The following is a 17,629-nucleotide window of genomic DNA, read 5'->3' as shown; positions in this document are numbered from 1 at the left end:
AGCAGCCCGTCGTCACCGGGCAGTAGCCCGCCGCCAGCCGAAACAAACGGAATGCCTTCGAAGGTCTTCACCGACCAGGAACTGATGACGGTCGGCAATGCCGTGCTGCAGCAATACGGCGGACCCCCGATGGACGACAGCGGGCAGGCGCGCAAGTCGTACGCCCTGATGCCATCACCGCCGCCAGGGTGGTATCCGCCGCCCGTCGAACCCAGCGAATGTGGCGTGTTCCACGAGCCCTGGCAGCATCAGGCGCAACTGGACTTGACGATGGGCTTCGCCATGGGCCTGGTGCCGATCGGGGGCTGGCCGGGCCCGGGGATGATTCTGCTTGACGTACGCAGCGCCCCGAGGGACAGCCTCGCCAGGGCGGACTTCGACTACACCGACGAACTCCTGTCCCGCTGTGCCACCTTCGACAAGACCGAGTCCTCGGTTCGTGGCCCCGAGGTCTACACCGTCCACCTCCTGACGGCCCCCAAGATTGGCGAGAAGGCCTACGCGATGAAGACGTCGTGGCAGGGGAGGGACATCAGACTCGGGCTTCGCGTCCTCGCCGGGACCCTCTCCATTGACCTGGGGTTCAACAGTGGATTCGCGATGTCCGACGCAGACGCGCTCGAGCTCATGGAGCAGATCGCTCAGCAGTTCGTCGACGAGGCGAACAAACCTACTCGGGGCTGACCTGGGTGCAGGTCAGCCGAGCCGGCCCGATAGACTGGCGCGGTGCTGAAAGAATTCTGGGACTCCGCGACTACCACCTACAAGGTGCTGGTTTTCAGCGCGATGGGGCTGCTGGCGGTCGGCATTGCCCTGAACCTGGTGGGGAACACCTCGGGCAACCAGGACCTGGCAGTCGCCTCCCTTGCCGTGATCGGGCTCGGCCTGATCCTGCACATCGCCGGGATTGTGGTCCGCGGCCAGACGATCCGGAAGAACCTCAGGCGTTAGCGGCGGCGTTCCGCAGCACATGGCTGCGGGCGTGCTCCACGGCCTCGGGCAGGGACGTGAACAGGTGCTTGTGGTGCCGCAGTGAGCGGATGACCCCGACGTTGGTCACCAGCTCAAGGTGCTGGGGCTGGACGCCCTTCAGCAGGACCGTGATGCCGCGGAGCTCCAGAGCCGAGATGACCTCCACCAGCGTGTGGGCGCCGGTGGCGTCGAGCATCCGCACCTGGGACAACCGGATGATTGCCACCTGGATGTCCCTGACCTGGCTGATTTCCTGCAGGACACGTTCCGCGGCGCCGAAGAACATAGCCCCGTCGAGCCGGAAGATCGCGATGTGCTCGTCCCCCTCCCGCCGCGGTCCCGGAACCTCCTCGCGCTTCACCCCGCTGAGCGAGGCGAACTTGCGCAGCGTGAAGAGGGCCGCGGCGACCAGCCCGATCTCGATGGCCACGATCAGGTCGAAAGCCACGGTGATGAGGGCCGTCAGGATAAACACGAAGGCGTCGGCGCGGGTGGAGCGCATGATGGCGCTGACCGTGCGCTTGGACACCATCCGGGTGGCCGTGACCATCAGGATCCCGGCCAGGACCGCCAGCGGGATCCTCCCGACCAGGCCGGCCGCCAGGTAGATGATGGCCAGCAGGACAAGGGCGTGCACAATCGCGGAGAGCCGGGTCCTGGCTCCGGAACGGACGTTGACCGCGGTCCGGGCGATGGCGCCCGTGGCCGGCATGCCGCCGAAGAATCCCGCCGCGACGGAGGCGAGCCCCTGCCCCGTAAGTTCACGGTCCGGGCTGTAGGCCCCGGAGGGCCTCCCGTCAGGGCCCACCATGCCGGCGGCCACCCGTGCGGAGAGCAGGGACTCGATGGCGGCCAGCATCGCGATGGACACCGCGGGCATCAGCAGCCCGCCCAGCGCTGCCGGATCCAGGGACGGCAGCGACGGTGCCGACAGGGAATGCGGGAGCGCGCCGATCCGGGGGATCTCCAGCTGAAGCAGCTCGGCGGCCACGGTGGCCAGCAGCACGGCGATCAGGCTCGCGGGCAGGGCCTTGCTCAACCTCGGGAGCAGGAGCATCACGGCCGCCACGCCCGCCACGACGCCGAGCGTCTGGAGAACGGCGGGCGAGGTGGCCTGGGAGGCGCTCTCGAACGCGGCCAGCAGGGTGTTGTGGCCCGGGATCCCTTCGGTGCCGGTGGCCATCGGGACCTGTTGGAGGAAGATGATCGCGGCGATGCCGAGGGTGAAGCCCTCCACCACCGGCCACGGGATGAAGGCCACGGCACGGCCCAGGCCGCTGATGCCCAGGATAATCACCAGCAGCCCGGCCATCAGGGAGACCAGGGCGATGCTGCCGACACCGTGGGAGGCGACCACCGGGGCCAGCACCACGACCATCGCACCGGTCGGGCCGGACACCTGGACATGCGAGCCGCCCATGACCGCGGCGACCAGGCCGGCAACGACGGCGGTGATGAGTCCGGCCTCGGCGCCGACGCCGGAACTGACGCCGAAGGCCAGTGCCAGCGGCAGGGCCACAATCCCCACCGTGATGCCCGCCAGCAGGTCTGTCTTCCAGGCGGAACGCAGCCCGTCATAGTCACGCCGGGACGGAAGGAACCGTTTGAGCTGCGCCAGGGCGCCGCTCATGAATTGGAATCCTGGAGATGCTCGCTGGGCAGTGCCTGCGCGAGTCTGAGTTGGTCGTTGGAATCGGCCAGGCTGTCGAACAGGAAGGTCCGGGCAATGGCCAGCAGTTCCGCGATTTTCGGATGGGCCAGCCGGTAGGTCACGGTGTTTGCGGAACGGGCCGAGGTCACCACCCCGTGCCGGCGCAGCGTGGCGAGGTGCTGGGACAGGTGGGAGGCCTCAAGGCCCGTCTCGGCCAGCAGGTAACTGACCGGCGCGGAGTTATCCGGCGCGGCGGACAGCAGCTCGAGCACGCGGATCCGCGCCGGGTGGGCGAGGGCCTTGAACAGGTTCGCCTTGATCTCGTACAAGGGGGTTTGCGCTGCCGAAATCATCGTTGCCTGTGCTTTCTGGGCCCGTGAACCCGAGGGGCCGGCCGTGAATTGATGAAATGATGTTTTCATCATACCGCATGCCGTCATGCTGTTCCGCGCCATGTCATCGGCGCGGGCGGCCCGGGGCCGGACGCTAGGCTGGAACCATGACTATCAATCCGGATCTGCAGGGGCGCAGCTACCCTGCCAAAGAGGTGTACGACGTCGGCCGCGAGAAAATCCGCGAGTTCGCCCGCGCGGTCAAAGCCACCCACCCCGCCCACTTCGAGGTGGATGCGGCCAAAGCCCTGGGCCACAGCGATCTCGTGGCGCCTCCCACCTTCGCCATTATCGTCGCCCAGCGGGCCGACGCCCAGCTGATCGAGGACCCGGACTCCGGCATCGACTTCTCCCGGGTGGTCCACGCGGACCAGCGCTTCATTCACCACCGGCCCATCGTCGCCGGGGACCGGTTGGTTGCCGAACTGCACGTCGACGGCGTCCGTGCCATGGGCGGGGGAGCCATGATCACCACCCGCTCGGAAATCTTCGCCCTGGCGGCCGGTGCAGCCGAAGCGGCCGGTGCAGCCGAAGCTGCTGCCGGCGACGATACGCGCGAGGCCGTCGCCACGGCGACCTCGTCCATTCTGGTCCGCGGAGAGGGACAGTAGACATGACACCCGCACTTTCAGACCTCGCTGTCGGCCAGGACATCGGCAGCCGCAGCATCGACGTCACCCGTACGGACCTCGTCAAGTACGCCGGGGCCTCCGGCGACTTCAACCCCATCCACTGGAACGAGGCCTTCGCCACCAGCGTGGGCCTTCCCGGGGTGATCGCGCACGGCATGTTCACCATGGGCGCCGCCGTCCAGCTCGTGACCGACTGGGCCGGCGACCCGGCCGCCGTCGTCGATTTCCAGACCCGCTTCACCAAACCGGTCCCGGTGGCCGACACCACGGGGACGCCCGAGGCCGGGGCCGTGATCGAGATCAGCGGCGCCATCGGGGCGCTCGACGCCGACAAAGGCACCGCCCGCGTGGACCTCACCGTTATGTCGGGCGGGCAGAAGGTGCTGATGAAGGCCCAGGCCGTCGTCAGGCTTGCCTGACCGGACGGCAATGGTGTGAACGTGAAGACCGTCCAGGCCGTGGAGGTCACGCACTGGCGTAACGCCGTCGTGGCCGCCTACGCGGCCAGCGGGATCGCGTTCGCCACCTGGGTGTCCCGGCTCCCGGCCATCCGCGACGGGCTGGACCTGACGCCGGCGAACATCGGGCTGCTGCTGCTGTGCATGACCCTGGGTTCGTTCATCTCGGTCTCGGCGTCCGGACTGATCGTGCTGCGGTTCGGATCGAAGCAGACCATCCGGATCGGCAGCATCATGGTGGGCGCCGGGCTGGTCCTCACCGGGCTGGGAACCTCGGTCCTGGTCAGCCCGCCCGCCGCCGCCGCGGGGCTGGCCGTGATCGGGCTCGGCACGGCCAGCTGGAACACGGCCTCCAACGTCGAGGGTGCCGCGGTGGAACGCGCCGTTCGGCGGCACATCATGCCCCGGTTGCATGGAGCGTTCAGCCTCGGCACGGTTGCGGGAGCCGGAGCAGGAGCCTGGGCCGCCGCAACCTGTCTGCCGGTCTTCTGGCACTTCGCCGCGGTGGGCCTGCTCGTTGCCGGCTCCGTGGCCACCGCAGCGTCCTGGTTCCGCGCGGACATCACTCCGGTGCCCGGCGGGCCGGGTTTCAAGCCAGCCAGGCCCGATCCCTTCGAGGACCCGTCCACCGGGCCCATCCCGGTCCTGCTGCCTCACACAGACTCAGACACAGACCGGACCGAGGGGCCGCTGGACAACAAGCGCCAGATTGCGCTGGCCTGGCGGGACCGCCGGACGCTCCTGCTTGGGGTGCTCGTGCTGGGCCTGGCCCTCGCCGAGGGAGCAGCGGGGGACTGGGTGGCACTGGCGCTCGCCGACGGCTACGGACAGTCCGACGCCGCGGGCGCCGCCGGGTACGGGCTCTTCGTCACGTTCATGACCGTGGGACGCTTCGCCGGCACCGTGGTCCTGGACCGCTTCGGCCGTGTCCCGGTGATGCGCTGGTGCGCGGCCCTGGCCGTGCTGGGCCTGGGCCTGTTCGTCTTCGCCCCGGCGCCGTGGGTGGCCTATGTGGCCCTCGCGGTCTGGGGCCTGGGCGCCTCGCTGGGCTTCCCGGTGGGCATGTCCGCCGCAGCCGACGACCCGGCGAAGGCAGCCGCCCGGGTCTCGGTGGTCTCCACGATCGGCTACGGCGCGTTCCTTTGCGGACCCCCGCTGCTGGGACTGCTGGCGGAGCACGTCGGCATCCTGCACTCCCTGCTGGCTGTGATGGTGATGCTGGTGGTCAGCTTCCTGCTCTCCCCGGTGGCCCGCAAAGTCAGCTGACGGGCCGGCCCTGCTTAGGGGAGTGCGGCGTTACCCGGCTAGGCTGGTCGGGTGACCCAGACACTGCTCTCCGCCCTGACCACGGCCGCCGTCGGCGGCCCCGCCGGCAGCTTCATCGAGGCCCGCACCGAGGCCGAGATCATCGAGGCCGTCCGCTCAGCGGACGCTGCCGGTGAGCCCCTGCTGATTATCGGCGGCGGCTCCAACCTGCTGGTGTCCGACGACGGGTTCCCCGGGACCGTGCTGAAGGTCGCGTCGGCGGGTTTCACCGTCACCGCGGAGGACTCCTGCGGCGGCGTCGCCGTGGTGGTCCAGGCGGGCCACAACTGGGACGCCCTGGTCGAGCACGCCGTGCGGCACGCCTGGTCCGGGATCGAGGCGCTCTCCGGCATCCCCGGCGCTACCGGAGCCACCCCGGTCCAGAACGTCGGCGCCTACGGCTCGGACGTATCCCAGACCATCGCCGCCGTGCGGACCTGGGACCGGGAACGCAACGCCGTGCAGACCTTCACCAGTTCGGAGCTGAAATTCGGCTACCGCGATTCCATCCTCAAGCAGACCACCGTCAACGGTTCCCCGCGCTACGTGGTGCTCACGGTCGAGTTCCAGCTGCCGCTGGGCCGGATGAGCGCGCCCATCCGCTACGCCGAACTCGCCCGCGCGCTGGGGGTCGAGGCCGGCCAGCGGGCCTACTCCAACGATGTGCGGCGCGAGGTGCTCCGGCTTCGGGCGTCGAAGGGCATGGTCTGGGACGCCGCGGACCGGGACACCTACTCCACCGGCTCCTTCTTCACGAATCCGATCGTGCCGGCGGCCATAGCCGCAGGGCTGCCCGAGGACGCGCCGCGCTACCCGGGCGGCGCCGACGGGCTGACCAAGCTCTCGGCGGCCTGGCTGATCGACCAGGCCGGCTACGGCAAAGGATTCGGGCTCGAGCCGGACAGCGTCTCCGGCGGCCGGGCCTCGCTGTCCACCAAGCACACCCTGGCCATCACCAACAGGGGAGCTGCCAGCACCGCGGACCTGCTGGCGATCGCGCGCGAGGTGCGCCGCGGCGTCGTCGAACGCTTCGGGATTGAGCTGCACCCGGAACCGCTGCTCATCGGCGTGCAGCTCTAGGGAGCGGGAACCGTCAGTCCCTGCCGCGGTGCGGGACTACCCGGCTGAACAGCATGAAGGTGAAGCCCGAAGCGGCGGCACCGAGGAAGAAGACCTGGCAAAACGCCACGGACTGGTTGCTGGGCCCGCTGCGGAGCATAAGACCGGCGAAAGCGAAGACGACCGCCCCGGCCAGCAGCGCCAACGAGCCGAGCAGGAAACTCTGCACGGTGTCCGGGAGTTCCCCGGGTTCCCCGCCCTCCGGTGCCTCGCCGTCGTCCGGCGCCGGGGAGCGGGGCTGGAGCGATGCGGCGGTGACGAAGCTGGTTACTGCCACGGCCAGGGATGCCACGGCCACGAGCTGCAGGGTGCTCATCATCGGGGAGAGCCGCGTTCCGCTGGCGATGGCAACGGCGAGCCCCGCGGCCATGCCGGCAGCGCTGGACGTCCAGCCCAGCAGGGCCAGCCTCCGGCTCAGGGGCCGCAGCAGCGGCCACAGCTCGCTCATGGTCATCCCTCAAGCGTAGGCAGTCCGGCTGGAAGGCGGCTGGGAACCACCCGTGCGGCGTCCTAGCATGGGTGCATGGGAGCAACGGGACGTGCCCGGCTGAGCCGGCCGATCCTGGGCCGGCTGCGGCTGGCATCGCAGGGTCTGGCCGGGTCCGGATTCCGCAGCGCCGCGGCAGCGGTGCGCTGGATGACCGCGATGCAGGCGCAGGACCTGGGGGCCGCCCTCTGGGCTGTCGGCCAGCGCGTCCCGGGTTCCCGGACGGGCGATGTCCGCGGCGCCATCAACCGGGGGGAAGTAGTCCGCTCCTGGCCGATGCGCGGGACCCTGCACCTGCTGGCTCCCGAGGACCTGAAGTGGATGCTGGCCATCACCGCCGACCGGCTGATCCGCGGCCTGGCCGGGCGCCACCGGGAGCTCGGCATTTCCGCCGCGGACGTCGGCGCCGCTGGGGCAACCGCGCTGCAGCTGGTCTCCGGCGGGGCAGCCGCCAGCCGCGCGGAGCTGTTCCAGGCCTTCGAACGGGCGGGCCAGCCCACGGCCGGCCAGCGCGGCATCCACCTGCTGGGGATCCTGTGCCAGCGGGGCTGGCTGGTGCAGGGCCCGCTGGCCGGCAACCAGCAGCTGGTGGTGGCCTTCGACGACTGGATCACCGAGTCCCGCGCCCTGGACCGTGCCGAAGGCATCGCCGAGTGGCTGCTGCGCTACCTGCGCAGCCACGGTCCCGCCACCGAGCGTGACTTTGCCTGGTGGTCCGGCATTCCCCTGACGGAGGTCCGCGCCGCCCTGGCAGCCGTGAAGGACCAGCTGGTGGAGGTGACGTTCGAGGGGACCAGCTACTGGCTCTCCCCGGAGACGGCTGCACTGCTCGACGGCGGTGTCCCCGCGGCGCGGTCGGTGCTGGCACTGCCCGGATTTGATGAGTTCCTGCTCGGTTACACGGACCGGTCGCTCGTGTTGCCGCCCGAGCATGCGAACAGGATCGTGCCGGGCGGCAACGGGGTCTTCCGAAGGACGATCGTGGCCGGCGGCCAGGTCGTCGGGACCTGGGAGGTGTCCCGCACCGGCGGAACCGTCGCCGTCGTGCCTGAACCCTTCGACGGCGTCAACGGACTGCGGCCTGCCGCCCAAAGATCCTTTGAGCTGCAGGCCGCGAAGTACCGGAGATTTCTCGGCACCTGAGCCGGGCGGTGCGGTCCGGCGTGGATGCTGCGTAGGTCCTACAGGTTGCCCGTGGCGATGTTGAGCATGCGGCGCAGCGGTTCGGCCGCACCCCACAGGAGCTGGTCGCCGACGGTGAACGCGCTGATGTACTGCGGGCCCATCTCCAGCTTGCGGATGCGGCCCACCGGGATGTCCAGGGTGCCTGACGCCGCCACCGGAGTGAGTGCGGCCATCGAAGCGTCCTTGGTGTTGGGCACCACCTTGGCCCACTCGTTGTCCGCGTCCAGCAGCTTCTCGATCTCGGCGACGGAGAGGTCCTCGCGGAGCTTGAGCGTGAGCGCCTGGGAGTGCGAACGCATGGCGCCGATCCGGATGCACAGCCCGTCCATGATGATGTGCTGATCGCCGGAGGTGCCGAGAATCTTGTTGGTCTCCACCCCGGCCTTCCACTCTTCCTTGGACTGGCCGTTGCCGAGGTCCGCGTCGATCCAGGGGATCAGCGATCCGGCCAGCGGGACGCCGAACTGGGTGGCGTCGATGTCGGTGCGCTGGTGGGCCAGGACCTTGCGGTCAATGTCCAGGATGGCCGACGCCGGGTCGTCCAGTTCGGTGCTGACCTGGGCGTTGAGCGTGCCGAACTGGCTCAGCAGTTCGCGCATGTGCCGGGCACCGCCGCCGGAGGCAGCCTGGTAGGTCATGGAGGTGCCCCATTCGACCAGGCCGTTCTTGAACAGCCCGCCGAGGCCCATCAGCATGCAGGAGACGGTGCAGTTGCCGCCGATGTAGTCCTTCACGCCGCCGGAGAGGCCGGCGTCGATCACGTCACGGTTGATGGGGTCCAGCACGATGATCGAATCGTCGTTCATCCGCAGGGTGGAGGCGGCATCGATCCACAGACCGTCCCAGCCGCGGCTGCGCAGTTCGCCGTGGACCTGTTTGGTGTAGTCACCGCCCTGGGCGGTCACGATGATCGGCAGCTTCGCCAAAGCGTCGACGTCGAACGCGTCCTCGAGCTTGCCGGCCCCTTCAGCGAAAGCGGGGGCTGCACCGCCTGCGTTCGAGGTGGAGAAAAATACCGGGTTGATGTTGGCGAAGTCGCCCTCGTCCTGCATGCGCTGCATCAGGACGGAACCGACCATGCCACGCCAACCGACCAGTCCAACGGACGGAGTAGCTGCTGTAGTCATTGGCCCAGTTTAGACTTTGTTGGCTGCGGGGCGCAGACGGTTACGTCAGCGCTCAGTTCAACTGCCGCGGACTGGGCTCCGGGATGCCCCGTGCCCGGCGGATCTTTCGGGCCCGGAGTTCGGAGTACGCCAGCCGCGCGGCGCAGGCCAGGCCGGCGATCCCGCCCACGGTCAGTACGAGGGCTCCCCACAGCGGGTCCTGGCCGTTGGCCGTGGGGGCGGCGATCAGGAACAGTGAGAAGGCCGTCACCGCGGCGAAAAAGATGCCGAGCATCAGCATGCCCGGCGCAGTGGTGACGATGGGTCCCGAGCCGGCCCTGGCAAAGCCGACCTCATCCGCGGCGTAGCTGTGCAGCCTGCCGCCGTCCATCGTCCGGGTCAGGAGGCGCTTTTCGCCGGCAGCCACCGCCTGTTCGTGCAAGGCCCTGGTCCGCTCGTCCTCGCGGCCGCGCGCTGCGTCATTGTCCATTGTTCGCCTTCGGGAAAGGGTGGGTGCTGTCGGGGAAGTTCGCGCGGGTGACCGGGATTCCGGCAGGGATCCCCTCGAACCAGCCGCGGGCCCGATTCCTCGGGCTATTCAACGGGCCGGGGGAGCTTGCGGGCGGCGCGCAGTTTCTCTGCCCGGCGTTCCTGGAGGTAGTAGCTCCAGCACACCCAGGGCACAAAGATGCCGACAATGAGGACCCACCATGTTTCGGCGAGGATCTCCCACGTTCCGTCGATCACGATTCTGATCAGACCGTAGAGCACCAGGCAATCGAGGGCGGACACGACAATAGCCATCAAAAGTAGGCCGCGGGCCGAATTGACAGGCTTGACCAGTCCGCTGCCGTCGTCCTTCCGGACCCCGTACTCTTCCTCCGTGTACGCGACCACCTCGCCGTTCTCCGCCAAACGGTGGATGACCCGCCCGCCAGACGGCCGGGACGGCGCGGAGCCGGGCCCCGGGGGGACGCCTCTACTGCGCCTGGCCATGGGACTCCTTGAGGGTAAGCGTGGTTTTGTGGATCAGGGCGCGGTGGCTGCAGTCCCACGCGGAGGCGACGTTCAATCCCGGACGGTCGAACGGCGGGTGGGGCGCTGAAGCGTCTTGCCGCTCGCACGTCGAAGACGTTCGGCTTTGCGTTCCTTGAGGTAATACGCCCATGAGGCGGGCACCGTGAACAGGACGATGGCGAATGCAATGATCAATTCGACCCAGCTCGTAACCTCGTTGTCGATCAAGATCTTGACGCCGGCGACCACGACCACGCTGGAGAACAGCGATATCAGGACGGCAAGGAACAGCAGGCCCCCGGCCGAATTGATCGGCTTGACGGCACTCCCTACTGAGCCTTTGTAGACGCCATATTCCTCAACGGTGAGTCCCTGCTTCGCGGCTTCCAGTTCGACCTGGCGCTTGTAGTAGCCCTTACGCCGGGACGGGTGTTGCTCCTCCGGAGCGTCGCTCATGAGGCGCCGGCCCCTCTGGTTTCCCGAATCCGGGCGAGCAGTCCCGGGGTGTCCAGCCCCGTTGTTTCCTCAACGTCCGTTGAGGGATCGACAACTTTGGCGACCGCCCAGCCGCCCCTGTCCGGGCGGATGAGGAGGTGGTCTTCGCCGGAGATCGTCTTGGCCCGGATGAACGCTGTACCCGCAGGGTGGGTGCGGGTATGTTCTTCGATGATGGACAGCTCGGCGTCCGCGCCGTCAACCTCGGGGTCCTGGGCAAAGACGAACCACGTACTGAGGGTCCGGGGTTGCATCAGCAGCGATACCTTGTCGGACTCCACGTGCACGACGGTATCCGTCTTCTCACCGTCGACCAGACTCAGTTCGGTCCAGCGGTCCGCCCTGGACAAGGCATACGCGGTGGGTACTGCGGGGCCCTCCAATTCAAGGTCGTTATCGACGCTGGCAAAGCCGCGGCCCAGAAGCGAAGATCCTCCGGCGATGCAGATCGGGTCGGACTGAACTTCCTCTTCCAGCCGCAGTACCTGGGCAGATTTCCTTGCGGCGTCGGTGTCGAACCTTCGGATCAGGTAGGCAATTTCGGCAAAGCCGAAGCCGACTGCCGTGTCCGGCGGTTCAGTGGATTCGATGCTGGTTGTCACGGGGTCACCCTTCAATTGAATTTATCCGAAGCCAAGGAAGCTGGCCGCGCCCTTGCCGAGGTCGGCCAGATTCTTCCCGGTGTCTTCGACGAATTTGCCCGGATCCTTCACCGCGCTGGCCACTGTGTCCGCGACATTGCTGGCGGCGCCGTTCACGAATTCCTTGACCGCAGGGATCTCGTAGATCGCGATCGCCGCGCTGGCCACGGTACAGACAGTTCCGACTGGTGGGGGCAGGAAACACGCAACGCCGAGGGCCGCCTTGCCGCCCGACCACAAGGCATCTCCCGTTTTACCCTCGGCAATGTACTTGACGGTGTCGAATCCGTTCAGGCCCACGCCGGCCCAACCCAGACCCCGGCCGAGACCGCCCTTGCCCAGGCTCTCAAGGACCGAGCCCTGGCCCTTGAACAGCCACGGGCTTTCTTTGAAGACGCCACCGAACTGGTTGAGCGCCGGGACGTATTTCTGGAGATTCTTGAGCCCGATCAGGTCTGTGCCCGAATCCAGGAGGTTGTAGGTGACGCTGGTGGCAGGGAGCTTCGCCCAGCGGGCGGCGTCAGTAAAGTTATCGAGGCCCTTCGAGGCCATCGTGGCCAAGCCGAACACATTCTTGGGAAGGTCAAGGGCCGCTTTCGACATACCCCGGAGTCCCCACGCGTCCCTGAACGGTGAACCCTTTGCCAACCAGTCCGGTCCCCAAGGATTGCTGGCAGTACCGCTGCGGGCGGAAATTCCGGCGATTCCGGCGATTCCGGCACTTGCGGCGGCTCCGGCCCCGTTGCTCGCCTTCTCCTGCTGGTCGGCGTGGGTCATCAGCCGCTGGGACTCTGCTTTGAGCGCCTGCGCTGTTTTCTGGATGAGGGCCCGGTGGCTGCCGTTCCATTCGGACGTGAAGCGCGCGCCGTCGGCTCCCTTCCAGGAGCTGTTGTTGTTGATGGCCGATGTCAGCGTGGTCGACTGCAGCAGCAGCGTCTCGGACGTTTTGCCGAACTGTTGTGCGAGTGTGCGCAGCTGGGCGACGTCGGCGCCCCACAAGTTTCCTGCCATGATGGCTCCCCCTATCCGTGCATCAGCCTAACCGGCTGCGGCCGGGACCACGTGCATTCCGGCGTGCGTATCCAACCGGGACCAATGTAGCCGGAACCGCCGGGCCCGGCGATGGGGTGATCTCCCCATCCGACCTCAGCCGAGGGCCGGCACGCCCGTTACTCGCCCGTGCGCTCCGTGAGCAGCGCGTGCTTGCGCCTCCGGAGGGCGAAAAACGCCCCGAAGGCAAAGGCCTGGGTGATGACCACGAGCACTATGGCGCCGACGATCTTGTTACCGCCCAGGATCATGGTCAGCCCCACGATCGCAGAGAGCAGTGCCAGCAGCGGAAGCAGCATGTAGCCCAGGACAAAGAGGGTTTCGGGTTTCTTCAGCATTCTTCTAGTGCTCCGTCCGGCGCCACACGTTGATGCGGTAGCGGGTTCCGTTGTCGGCAGTTTCCCAGCCGTCCGCAGGCAGGCTCGCGCCCATGCTCCAGTCGTAGCCGAGGTCGGGGGCGAACGTGTCGCCCTCCGTGGTGGTGTCGATTGTGGTGATGACGGCGACGTTGGCGAGGTCCATGGACTGGGCAAAGATGTTGCCGCCGCCGATGATCCAGACCATGTCGTTGCCGGGGGCGAACTGGGACTCCAACAGGGCGTCGTCCAGGGAGCTGACCGCGACGGAGCCCTCCGCCGCCGGGGTTGCGCCCCAGTCCTCCTGGCGGGTGATGACAATGTTCGTCCGGCCGGGCAGGGGGCGGTACTTGTCCGGAAAGGATTCCCAGGTCTTGCGGCCCATGATCACCGGGTGGCCGGTGGTGAGCCGGCTGAAGTGCCGCAGGTCCTCGGGAAGTCGCCACGGCATGCCGCCGTCCTTGCCGATGACGCCGGTGCTGGTCTGGGCCCAGACGACGCCGAGCCCGGTGAGGGCATCCAGCGTGCCGGTGAAGTCGGCGGGCTCTGCGTCCGGAATGCTGTCATTGTTCATACGGCTATCGGGGCCTTAATCGTCGGGTGGTGCTGGTAGCCGACCACCTCGAAGTCATCGAGGGTGTAATCGAAGATGGAGTCCGGCTTACGGGTGATCTTGAGCTGGGGGTATTCGTAGGGGGCCCGGGCGAGCTGCTTGAGGACCTGGTCCATGTGGTTGTCGTAGATGTGGACGTCGCCGCCGGTCCAGACGAATTCGCCGGGTTCCAGGCCGGTCTGCTGGGCGATCATGCAGGTCAGCAGGGCGTAGGAGGCGATGTTGAACGGCACCCCCAGGAAGGTGTCCGCGGAGCGCTGGTACAGCTGGCACGAGAGTTTGCCGTTGGCCACGTAGAACTGGAAGAACGCGTGGCACGGCGGGAGGGCCATGTCCTTGAGTTCGGCGACGTTCCAGGCCGAGACGATGTGCCGCCGGGAGTCCGGGTTGGTCTTGAGGTTCTCGATGAGTTCGGCGATCTGGTCGATGTGGCCGCCGTCGGGGGTCGGCCAGGAGCGCCACTGGACGCCGTAGACCGGGCCGAGCTCGCCGTCGGCGTCGGCCCATTCGTTCCAGATGGTGACACCCTGGTCCTGCATCCACTTCACGTTCGTGTCCCCGCGGAGGAACCAGAGCAGCTCCACCGCGACGGACTTGAAGTGCACGCGTTTGGTGGTGATCAGGGGGAAACTCTTGCTCAGGTCGAAACGCATCTGGCGGCCGAACACACTCAGGGTCCCGGTCCCGGTACGGTCCGATTTATGCGTGCCGTTCTCCAGGACATCGCGCAGCAGGTCTTCATAGGGCGTAGGAATGCTCACCGTCCCAGTCTACTGAGAAGTCGCGTCCGCTCCTTATCCGTCTTGCTGGCTGGGCGGGCCTCAGTCGTCGAAAGGCCGGAAACGCTCGACGGCGACCACCTTGTCCTGGCTGTGGTGCGCCACGTGGCACACGACGATCTCACCGGGGGCAAGGAACGGGTCGGAATCCGGCAACTGGGCGCGCAACCGGGAACCCATGTGCTTTCCGAGTTGGGCGAACAGGGTGGGGAGGGCGGGGCGGTGCGTGCAGAGCACCACGGCCCGCTGCTTGTCGAAGAGGCCCTCGAGGACGGCGGCCGTCTTGTGCGGATGCCGGCCGTGCCGGTGCTCCGTGAGGGCTTCGTTCAGCTTCACCTTCGCATCGGACACCTTGGCGTAGGGGGCGATGGTGGCAACACACCTGAGCCACGGGCTGGAGACAATACGCCGGGGTTTCCAGGCCTGCAGGAGCCGTCCCACTGCCTGGGCCTGCCGCAACCCGGTGACAGCCAGGGGCCGGTCCCCTTCGGCCTTGGACCATGAGGAGCGCGGTTTGGCCTTGGCATGGCGGACGATGACGAGCGGCCACGTCTTGAGTTCGCGGCGGGCATGGGCGGCCGCCAGGTGCTCGAGCGGCGCCACGTCGCTCGGGTTGCTCAGCAGCCGGGCCGCCTTCTCCGGCGAGCACCACATGACGCTGTCCACCTCCTTGCCGTCCGGCAGGATTGAGGCCCCGCCGGCGTCGACGGCCCAGTAGTGGACCACCTTCAGCCCGGCGGGGACGTGGTAGTGGATGGCGGGCAGCGGGATGCCCAGCGGCGCCTTCAACCCTATTTCCTCTTCGACCTCGCGGGCGGCGCACTCGGGCACCGTCTCTCCGGGGTCGATCTTGCCCTTGGGCCAGGACCAGTCGTCATACCGCGGGCGGTGGATCAGCAGGACCTCGAGTTTTTCCTTGTCCCCCGGGGCGGCGCGCCAGGGCACGGCGCCTGCTGCCACCACGGCGATTGCTTCACCGGTATGGTCCGTCTGGTCGGCAACCAGTGCATCGCTACTCAATGCCAGAGCCCCTACCGCAGCCCGGACGAGCGCTGCCGCGAGCGGGAATTGAGCAGCCAGGACTGGATGTCGTCGAGGTCGTGGCCGTCTTCGGCGAGGTGGTGGCGGGTCCACACCGCCTCGCTGTCCAGGTGCCAGCTGGCGGTGCCCGGATCCATGTAGCGGCGCAGCAGGTCCATGACATACGTCGTGTCGTCACCGCTGGTGAGCTGGACCAGGGCTTCAACCCGCCGGTCAAGGTTCCGGTGCATCATGTCCGCCGAACCGATGTAGACCACCGGATCCCCGGCATTGGCGAAGGCGAAGACGCGGGAGTGCTCCAGGAAACGGCCCAGCACGGAGCGGACCGTGATGTTCTCGCTGAGGCCGGGCACACCGGGGCGCAGTGAGCAGATGCCGCGGACGATGATGTCCACGGGAACGCCGGCCTGGGAGGCCCGGTACAGGGAGTCGATGATGGCTTCGTCCACCATCGAGTTGACCTTGATCTGGACCCGGGCGGTGAGGCCTGCCCGGGCGTTCCTGATCTCGGTTTCGATCCGGTCGATGAGCCCTGAACGCACCGACCGGGGTGCCACCAGGAGCCGCTTGAAGGTCGACTTCGGAGCGTAGCCGGAGAGCTGGTTGAAGAGCTTGGAGAGATCCTCGCCCACCTGCTCGTTGGCCGTGAGCAGGCCCAGGTCCTCGTAGTAGCGGGCCGTGCGCGGGTGGTAGTTGCCGGTGCCGATGTGGCAGTAGCGTCGGAGCCCGTCCACCTCCTGGCGCACGACCAGGGAGAGTTTGCAGTGCGTCTTGAGGCCCACGATGCCGTAGACCACGTGGACGCCGGCCTGCTCCAGCTTCCGGGCCCAGGAGATGTTGGCCTGCTCGTCGAAGCGGGCCTTGATCTCCACGAGGGCCAGGACCTGCTTGCCGGCCTCGGCGGCGTCGATCAGGGCATCGACGATCGGCGAGTCACCCGAGGTGCGGTACAGCGTCTGTTTGATGGCCTGGACCTTCGGGTCTGAGGCCGCCTGTTCCAGGAACGCCTGCACCGAGGTGGAGAAGGAGTCATAGGGGTGGTGCAGCAGGATGTCCCGCCGCCGCATGGCCGCAAAGACGTTCGCCGCCTTGGACGTTTCCGATTCGTTGAGGTACCGGGAGGTGTGCGGGACGTGCTTGGGGTAGTGCAGGTCCGCCCGGTCGATTCCGGCAATGACCGAAAGCCCGCGGAGGTCCAGCGGGGCGGGAACCGAGTAGACCTCGGATTCCTCAACGCCAAGCTCGCGGATCAGCAGCGCACGGATGTTCGGGTTGATGTCGTTGGTGACTTCGAGCCGGACCGGCGGGCCGAAACGGCGGCGCAGCAGCTCCTTTTCGAGGGCCTGCAGCAGGTTCTCGGCGTCGTCCTCCTCGACCTCGAGGTCTTCGTTGCGGGTGACGCGGAACGTATGGTGCTCCAGCACCTCCATCCCGGCAAAGAGCTGGTCCAGGTGGACGGCGATGACTTCCTCGAGGGCGATGAAGCGGGCCACCCGGCCCGGCACGGAGCCGGCCCGCGGGCCGTCGACCGAGATCAGCCGGGGGAGCTGGTCCGGGACCTTGAGGCGGGCGAAGAGTTCCTTGTCGCTGATCGGGTTGCGGACGACGACGGCGAGGTTCAGGGAGAGGCCCGAGATGTAGGGGAAGGGGTGGGCGGGGTCCACGGCCAGGGGGGTCAAAATCGGGAAGACCTTCTCGGCGAACATGGCGCTGAGCTGGTCCTTGGCCTGGGAATCCAGCTCCTCCCAGTGCATGAGATGGATGTGCTCGTAGGCCAGCGCCGGACGGATCTGCTCGGCGTAGACGCGGGCGTGGCGCTGCTGCAGGCGGTGGGCCTCGTCGCCGATCTGCTCCAGGACCTGCATCGGGCTGAGCCCGGCGGGGGAGGGGACGGCCAGGCCGGTGGCGATCCGGCGCTTCAGCCCGGCGACGCGGACCATAAAGAACTCGTCCAGGTTGGACGCGAAGATCGAGAGGAAGCTGACGCGTTCCAGCAGGTGCAGGTTCGGGTCCTCGGCGAGCTCCAGCACGCGGGCGTTGAACGAGAGCCAGCTAAGTTCACGGTCCAGGAAGCGGTCCGGGCTGAAGTCACCGGCAGGCTCCAGGCTGGGCTCGAATTCGGGAATGTCGATCCGGTCCTGGGTGGCCCGTGAGGCCGGCACTTCGGAGGAGCCGAACTGGGCACGCGCGGGTCGCACTTTTTTGTCCGACGTAGCGGCTTCAGACGTGGCTGTCCGGGCAGATTCCCGTTGCATGGTCTCTCCTAATGCTGGCGCGATTTAGCTTCAACCTTACAAGCAATCACCCGGCGAGCAGCTTTCGAAGAGTCC

21 protein-coding genes are annotated in these 17,629 nt (G+C 67.6%); 7 read left to right on the top strand and 14 right to left on the bottom strand.

Features of this window, described 5'->3' with window-relative positions; all coding sequences use genetic code 11:
* The first annotated feature begins 51 nt into the window (after positions 1-51).
* Positions 52-684: a hypothetical protein gene (locus ASPU41_RS01145; protein WP_069949348.1), complete on the top strand. Its 633-nt coding sequence runs from the start codon at positions 52-54 to the stop codon at positions 682-684.
* A 42-nt stretch (positions 685-726) separates the two neighbouring features.
* Entirely contained in the window at positions 727-951 is a 225-nt protein-coding gene (locus ASPU41_RS01140) for a DUF3188 domain-containing protein (RefSeq protein WP_069949347.1), read from the top strand.
* Here ASPU41_RS01140 and ASPU41_RS01135 read toward each other — a convergent pair.
* Together ASPU41_RS01135 and ASPU41_RS01130 are read right to left on the bottom strand one after the other, a co-directional pair.
* On the bottom strand, positions 941-2,602 hold the full coding sequence (locus ASPU41_RS01135; RefSeq protein WP_069949346.1) for a SulP family inorganic anion transporter: 1,662 nt from the start codon (positions 2,600-2,602) through the stop codon (positions 941-943). The genes ASPU41_RS01140 and ASPU41_RS01135 overlap by 11 nt on opposite strands.
* On the bottom strand, positions 2,599-2,976 hold the full coding sequence (locus ASPU41_RS01130; RefSeq protein WP_069949345.1) for an ArsR/SmtB family transcription factor: 378 nt from the start codon (positions 2,974-2,976) through the stop codon (positions 2,599-2,601). The genes ASPU41_RS01135 and ASPU41_RS01130 overlap by 4 nt, the downstream gene beginning before the upstream one ends.
* A 146-nt stretch (positions 2,977-3,122) precedes the next feature.
* Between ASPU41_RS01130 and ASPU41_RS01125 the strand changes: the two genes are divergently transcribed.
* From ASPU41_RS01125 to ASPU41_RS01110, 4 genes are read left to right on the top strand one after another with little or no spacing between them, the layout of a single operon-like run.
* Entirely contained in the window at positions 3,123-3,626 is a 504-nt protein-coding gene (locus tag ASPU41_RS01125; protein ID WP_069949344.1) for an FAS1-like dehydratase domain-containing protein, read from the top strand.
* Positions 3,627-3,628: 2 nt separating this feature from the next.
* Positions 3,629-4,066, top strand: a complete 438-nt coding sequence (locus tag ASPU41_RS01120; RefSeq protein WP_069949343.1) for a MaoC family dehydratase — start codon at positions 3,629-3,631, stop codon at positions 4,064-4,066.
* 15 nt (positions 4,067-4,081) lie between these two features.
* The gene (locus tag ASPU41_RS01115; RefSeq protein ID WP_069949342.1) at positions 4,082-5,371 is read left to right on the top strand and encodes an MFS transporter; all 1,290 of its coding nucleotides are present in this window, start codon (positions 4,082-4,084) and stop codon (positions 5,369-5,371) included.
* 51 nt (positions 5,372-5,422) lie between these two features.
* A complete protein-coding gene (locus ASPU41_RS01110; protein ID WP_069949341.1) occupies positions 5,423-6,490 on the top strand; it encodes a UDP-N-acetylmuramate dehydrogenase in 1,068 nt (355 codons plus the stop codon).
* Between the two features lie 13 nt (positions 6,491-6,503).
* Here the strand turns inward: ASPU41_RS01110 and ASPU41_RS01105 are convergent, their stop codons facing one another.
* A complete protein-coding gene (locus ASPU41_RS01105; RefSeq protein WP_083266647.1) occupies positions 6,504-6,977 on the bottom strand; it encodes a hypothetical protein in 474 nt (157 codons plus the stop codon).
* A 75-nt stretch (positions 6,978-7,052) separates the two neighbouring features.
* Here ASPU41_RS01105 and ASPU41_RS01100 point away from each other — a divergent pair, with 75 nt between their 5' ends.
* Positions 7,053-8,159, top strand: a complete 1,107-nt coding sequence (locus ASPU41_RS01100; protein WP_069949339.1) for a winged helix DNA-binding domain-containing protein — start codon at positions 7,053-7,055, stop codon at positions 8,157-8,159.
* 38 nt (positions 8,160-8,197) lie between these two features.
* On the opposite strand, the gene asd is transcribed toward ASPU41_RS01100, so the two are convergent.
* The 11 genes from asd to ASPU41_RS01045 form a co-directional block, all read right to left on the bottom strand.
* Complete coding sequence (gene asd, locus ASPU41_RS01095; RefSeq protein ID WP_069949338.1) at positions 8,198-9,328, bottom strand: aspartate-semialdehyde dehydrogenase; 1,131 nt, start codon at positions 9,326-9,328, stop codon at positions 8,198-8,200.
* Between the two features lie 52 nt (positions 9,329-9,380).
* The gene (locus ASPU41_RS01090; protein WP_069949337.1) at positions 9,381-9,797 is read right to left on the bottom strand and encodes a hypothetical protein; all 417 of its coding nucleotides are present in this window, start codon (positions 9,795-9,797) and stop codon (positions 9,381-9,383) included.
* 104 nt (positions 9,798-9,901) lie between these two features.
* Complete coding sequence (locus ASPU41_RS01085) at positions 9,902-10,204, bottom strand: hypothetical protein (protein WP_197515724.1); 303 nt, start codon at positions 10,202-10,204, stop codon at positions 9,902-9,904.
* 171 nt (positions 10,205-10,375) lie between these two features.
* Complete coding sequence (locus ASPU41_RS01080; protein WP_069949335.1) at positions 10,376-10,780, bottom strand: hypothetical protein; 405 nt, start codon at positions 10,778-10,780, stop codon at positions 10,376-10,378.
* A complete protein-coding gene (locus ASPU41_RS01075; RefSeq protein WP_157356891.1) occupies positions 10,777-11,421 on the bottom strand; it encodes a hypothetical protein in 645 nt (214 codons plus the stop codon). Before ASPU41_RS01075 ends, ASPU41_RS01080 begins: the two co-directional genes overlap by 4 nt.
* 21 nt (positions 11,422-11,442) lie before the next feature.
* On the bottom strand, positions 11,443-12,471 hold the full coding sequence (locus tag ASPU41_RS01070) for a hypothetical protein (RefSeq protein ID WP_157356890.1): 1,029 nt from the start codon (positions 12,469-12,471) through the stop codon (positions 11,443-11,445).
* A gap of 158 nt (positions 12,472-12,629) precedes the next feature.
* Positions 12,630-12,848: an NF038396 family protein gene (locus tag ASPU41_RS01065; RefSeq protein ID WP_069949332.1), complete on the bottom strand. Its 219-nt coding sequence runs from the start codon at positions 12,846-12,848 to the stop codon at positions 12,630-12,632.
* A 4-nt stretch (positions 12,849-12,852) separates the two neighbouring features.
* Complete coding sequence (locus tag ASPU41_RS01060) at positions 12,853-13,440, bottom strand: dihydrofolate reductase (protein ID WP_069949331.1); 588 nt, start codon at positions 13,438-13,440, stop codon at positions 12,853-12,855.
* The gene (locus ASPU41_RS01055) at positions 13,437-14,240 is read right to left on the bottom strand and encodes a thymidylate synthase (RefSeq protein WP_069949330.1); all 804 of its coding nucleotides are present in this window, start codon (positions 14,238-14,240) and stop codon (positions 13,437-13,439) included. Before ASPU41_RS01055 ends, ASPU41_RS01060 begins: the two co-directional genes overlap by 4 nt.
* 60 nt (positions 14,241-14,300) lie before the next feature.
* A complete protein-coding gene (locus ASPU41_RS01050; RefSeq protein ID WP_069949329.1) occupies positions 14,301-15,278 on the bottom strand; it encodes an NUDIX hydrolase in 978 nt (325 codons plus the stop codon).
* Between the two features lie 11 nt (positions 15,279-15,289).
* Entirely contained in the window at positions 15,290-17,554 is a 2,265-nt protein-coding gene (locus ASPU41_RS01045) for an RNA degradosome polyphosphate kinase (RefSeq protein WP_069949328.1), read from the bottom strand.
* Positions 17,555-17,629: the final 75 nt, after the last annotated feature.

The sequence above is a fragment of the Arthrobacter sp. U41 genome (genome assembly GCF_001750145.1).
Classification (GTDB): Bacteria; Actinomycetota; Actinomycetes; order Actinomycetales; family Micrococcaceae; genus Arthrobacter.
Note: the sequence above shows the minus strand (reverse complement) of the source record. Positions and strands in the feature narration are given on the sequence as shown.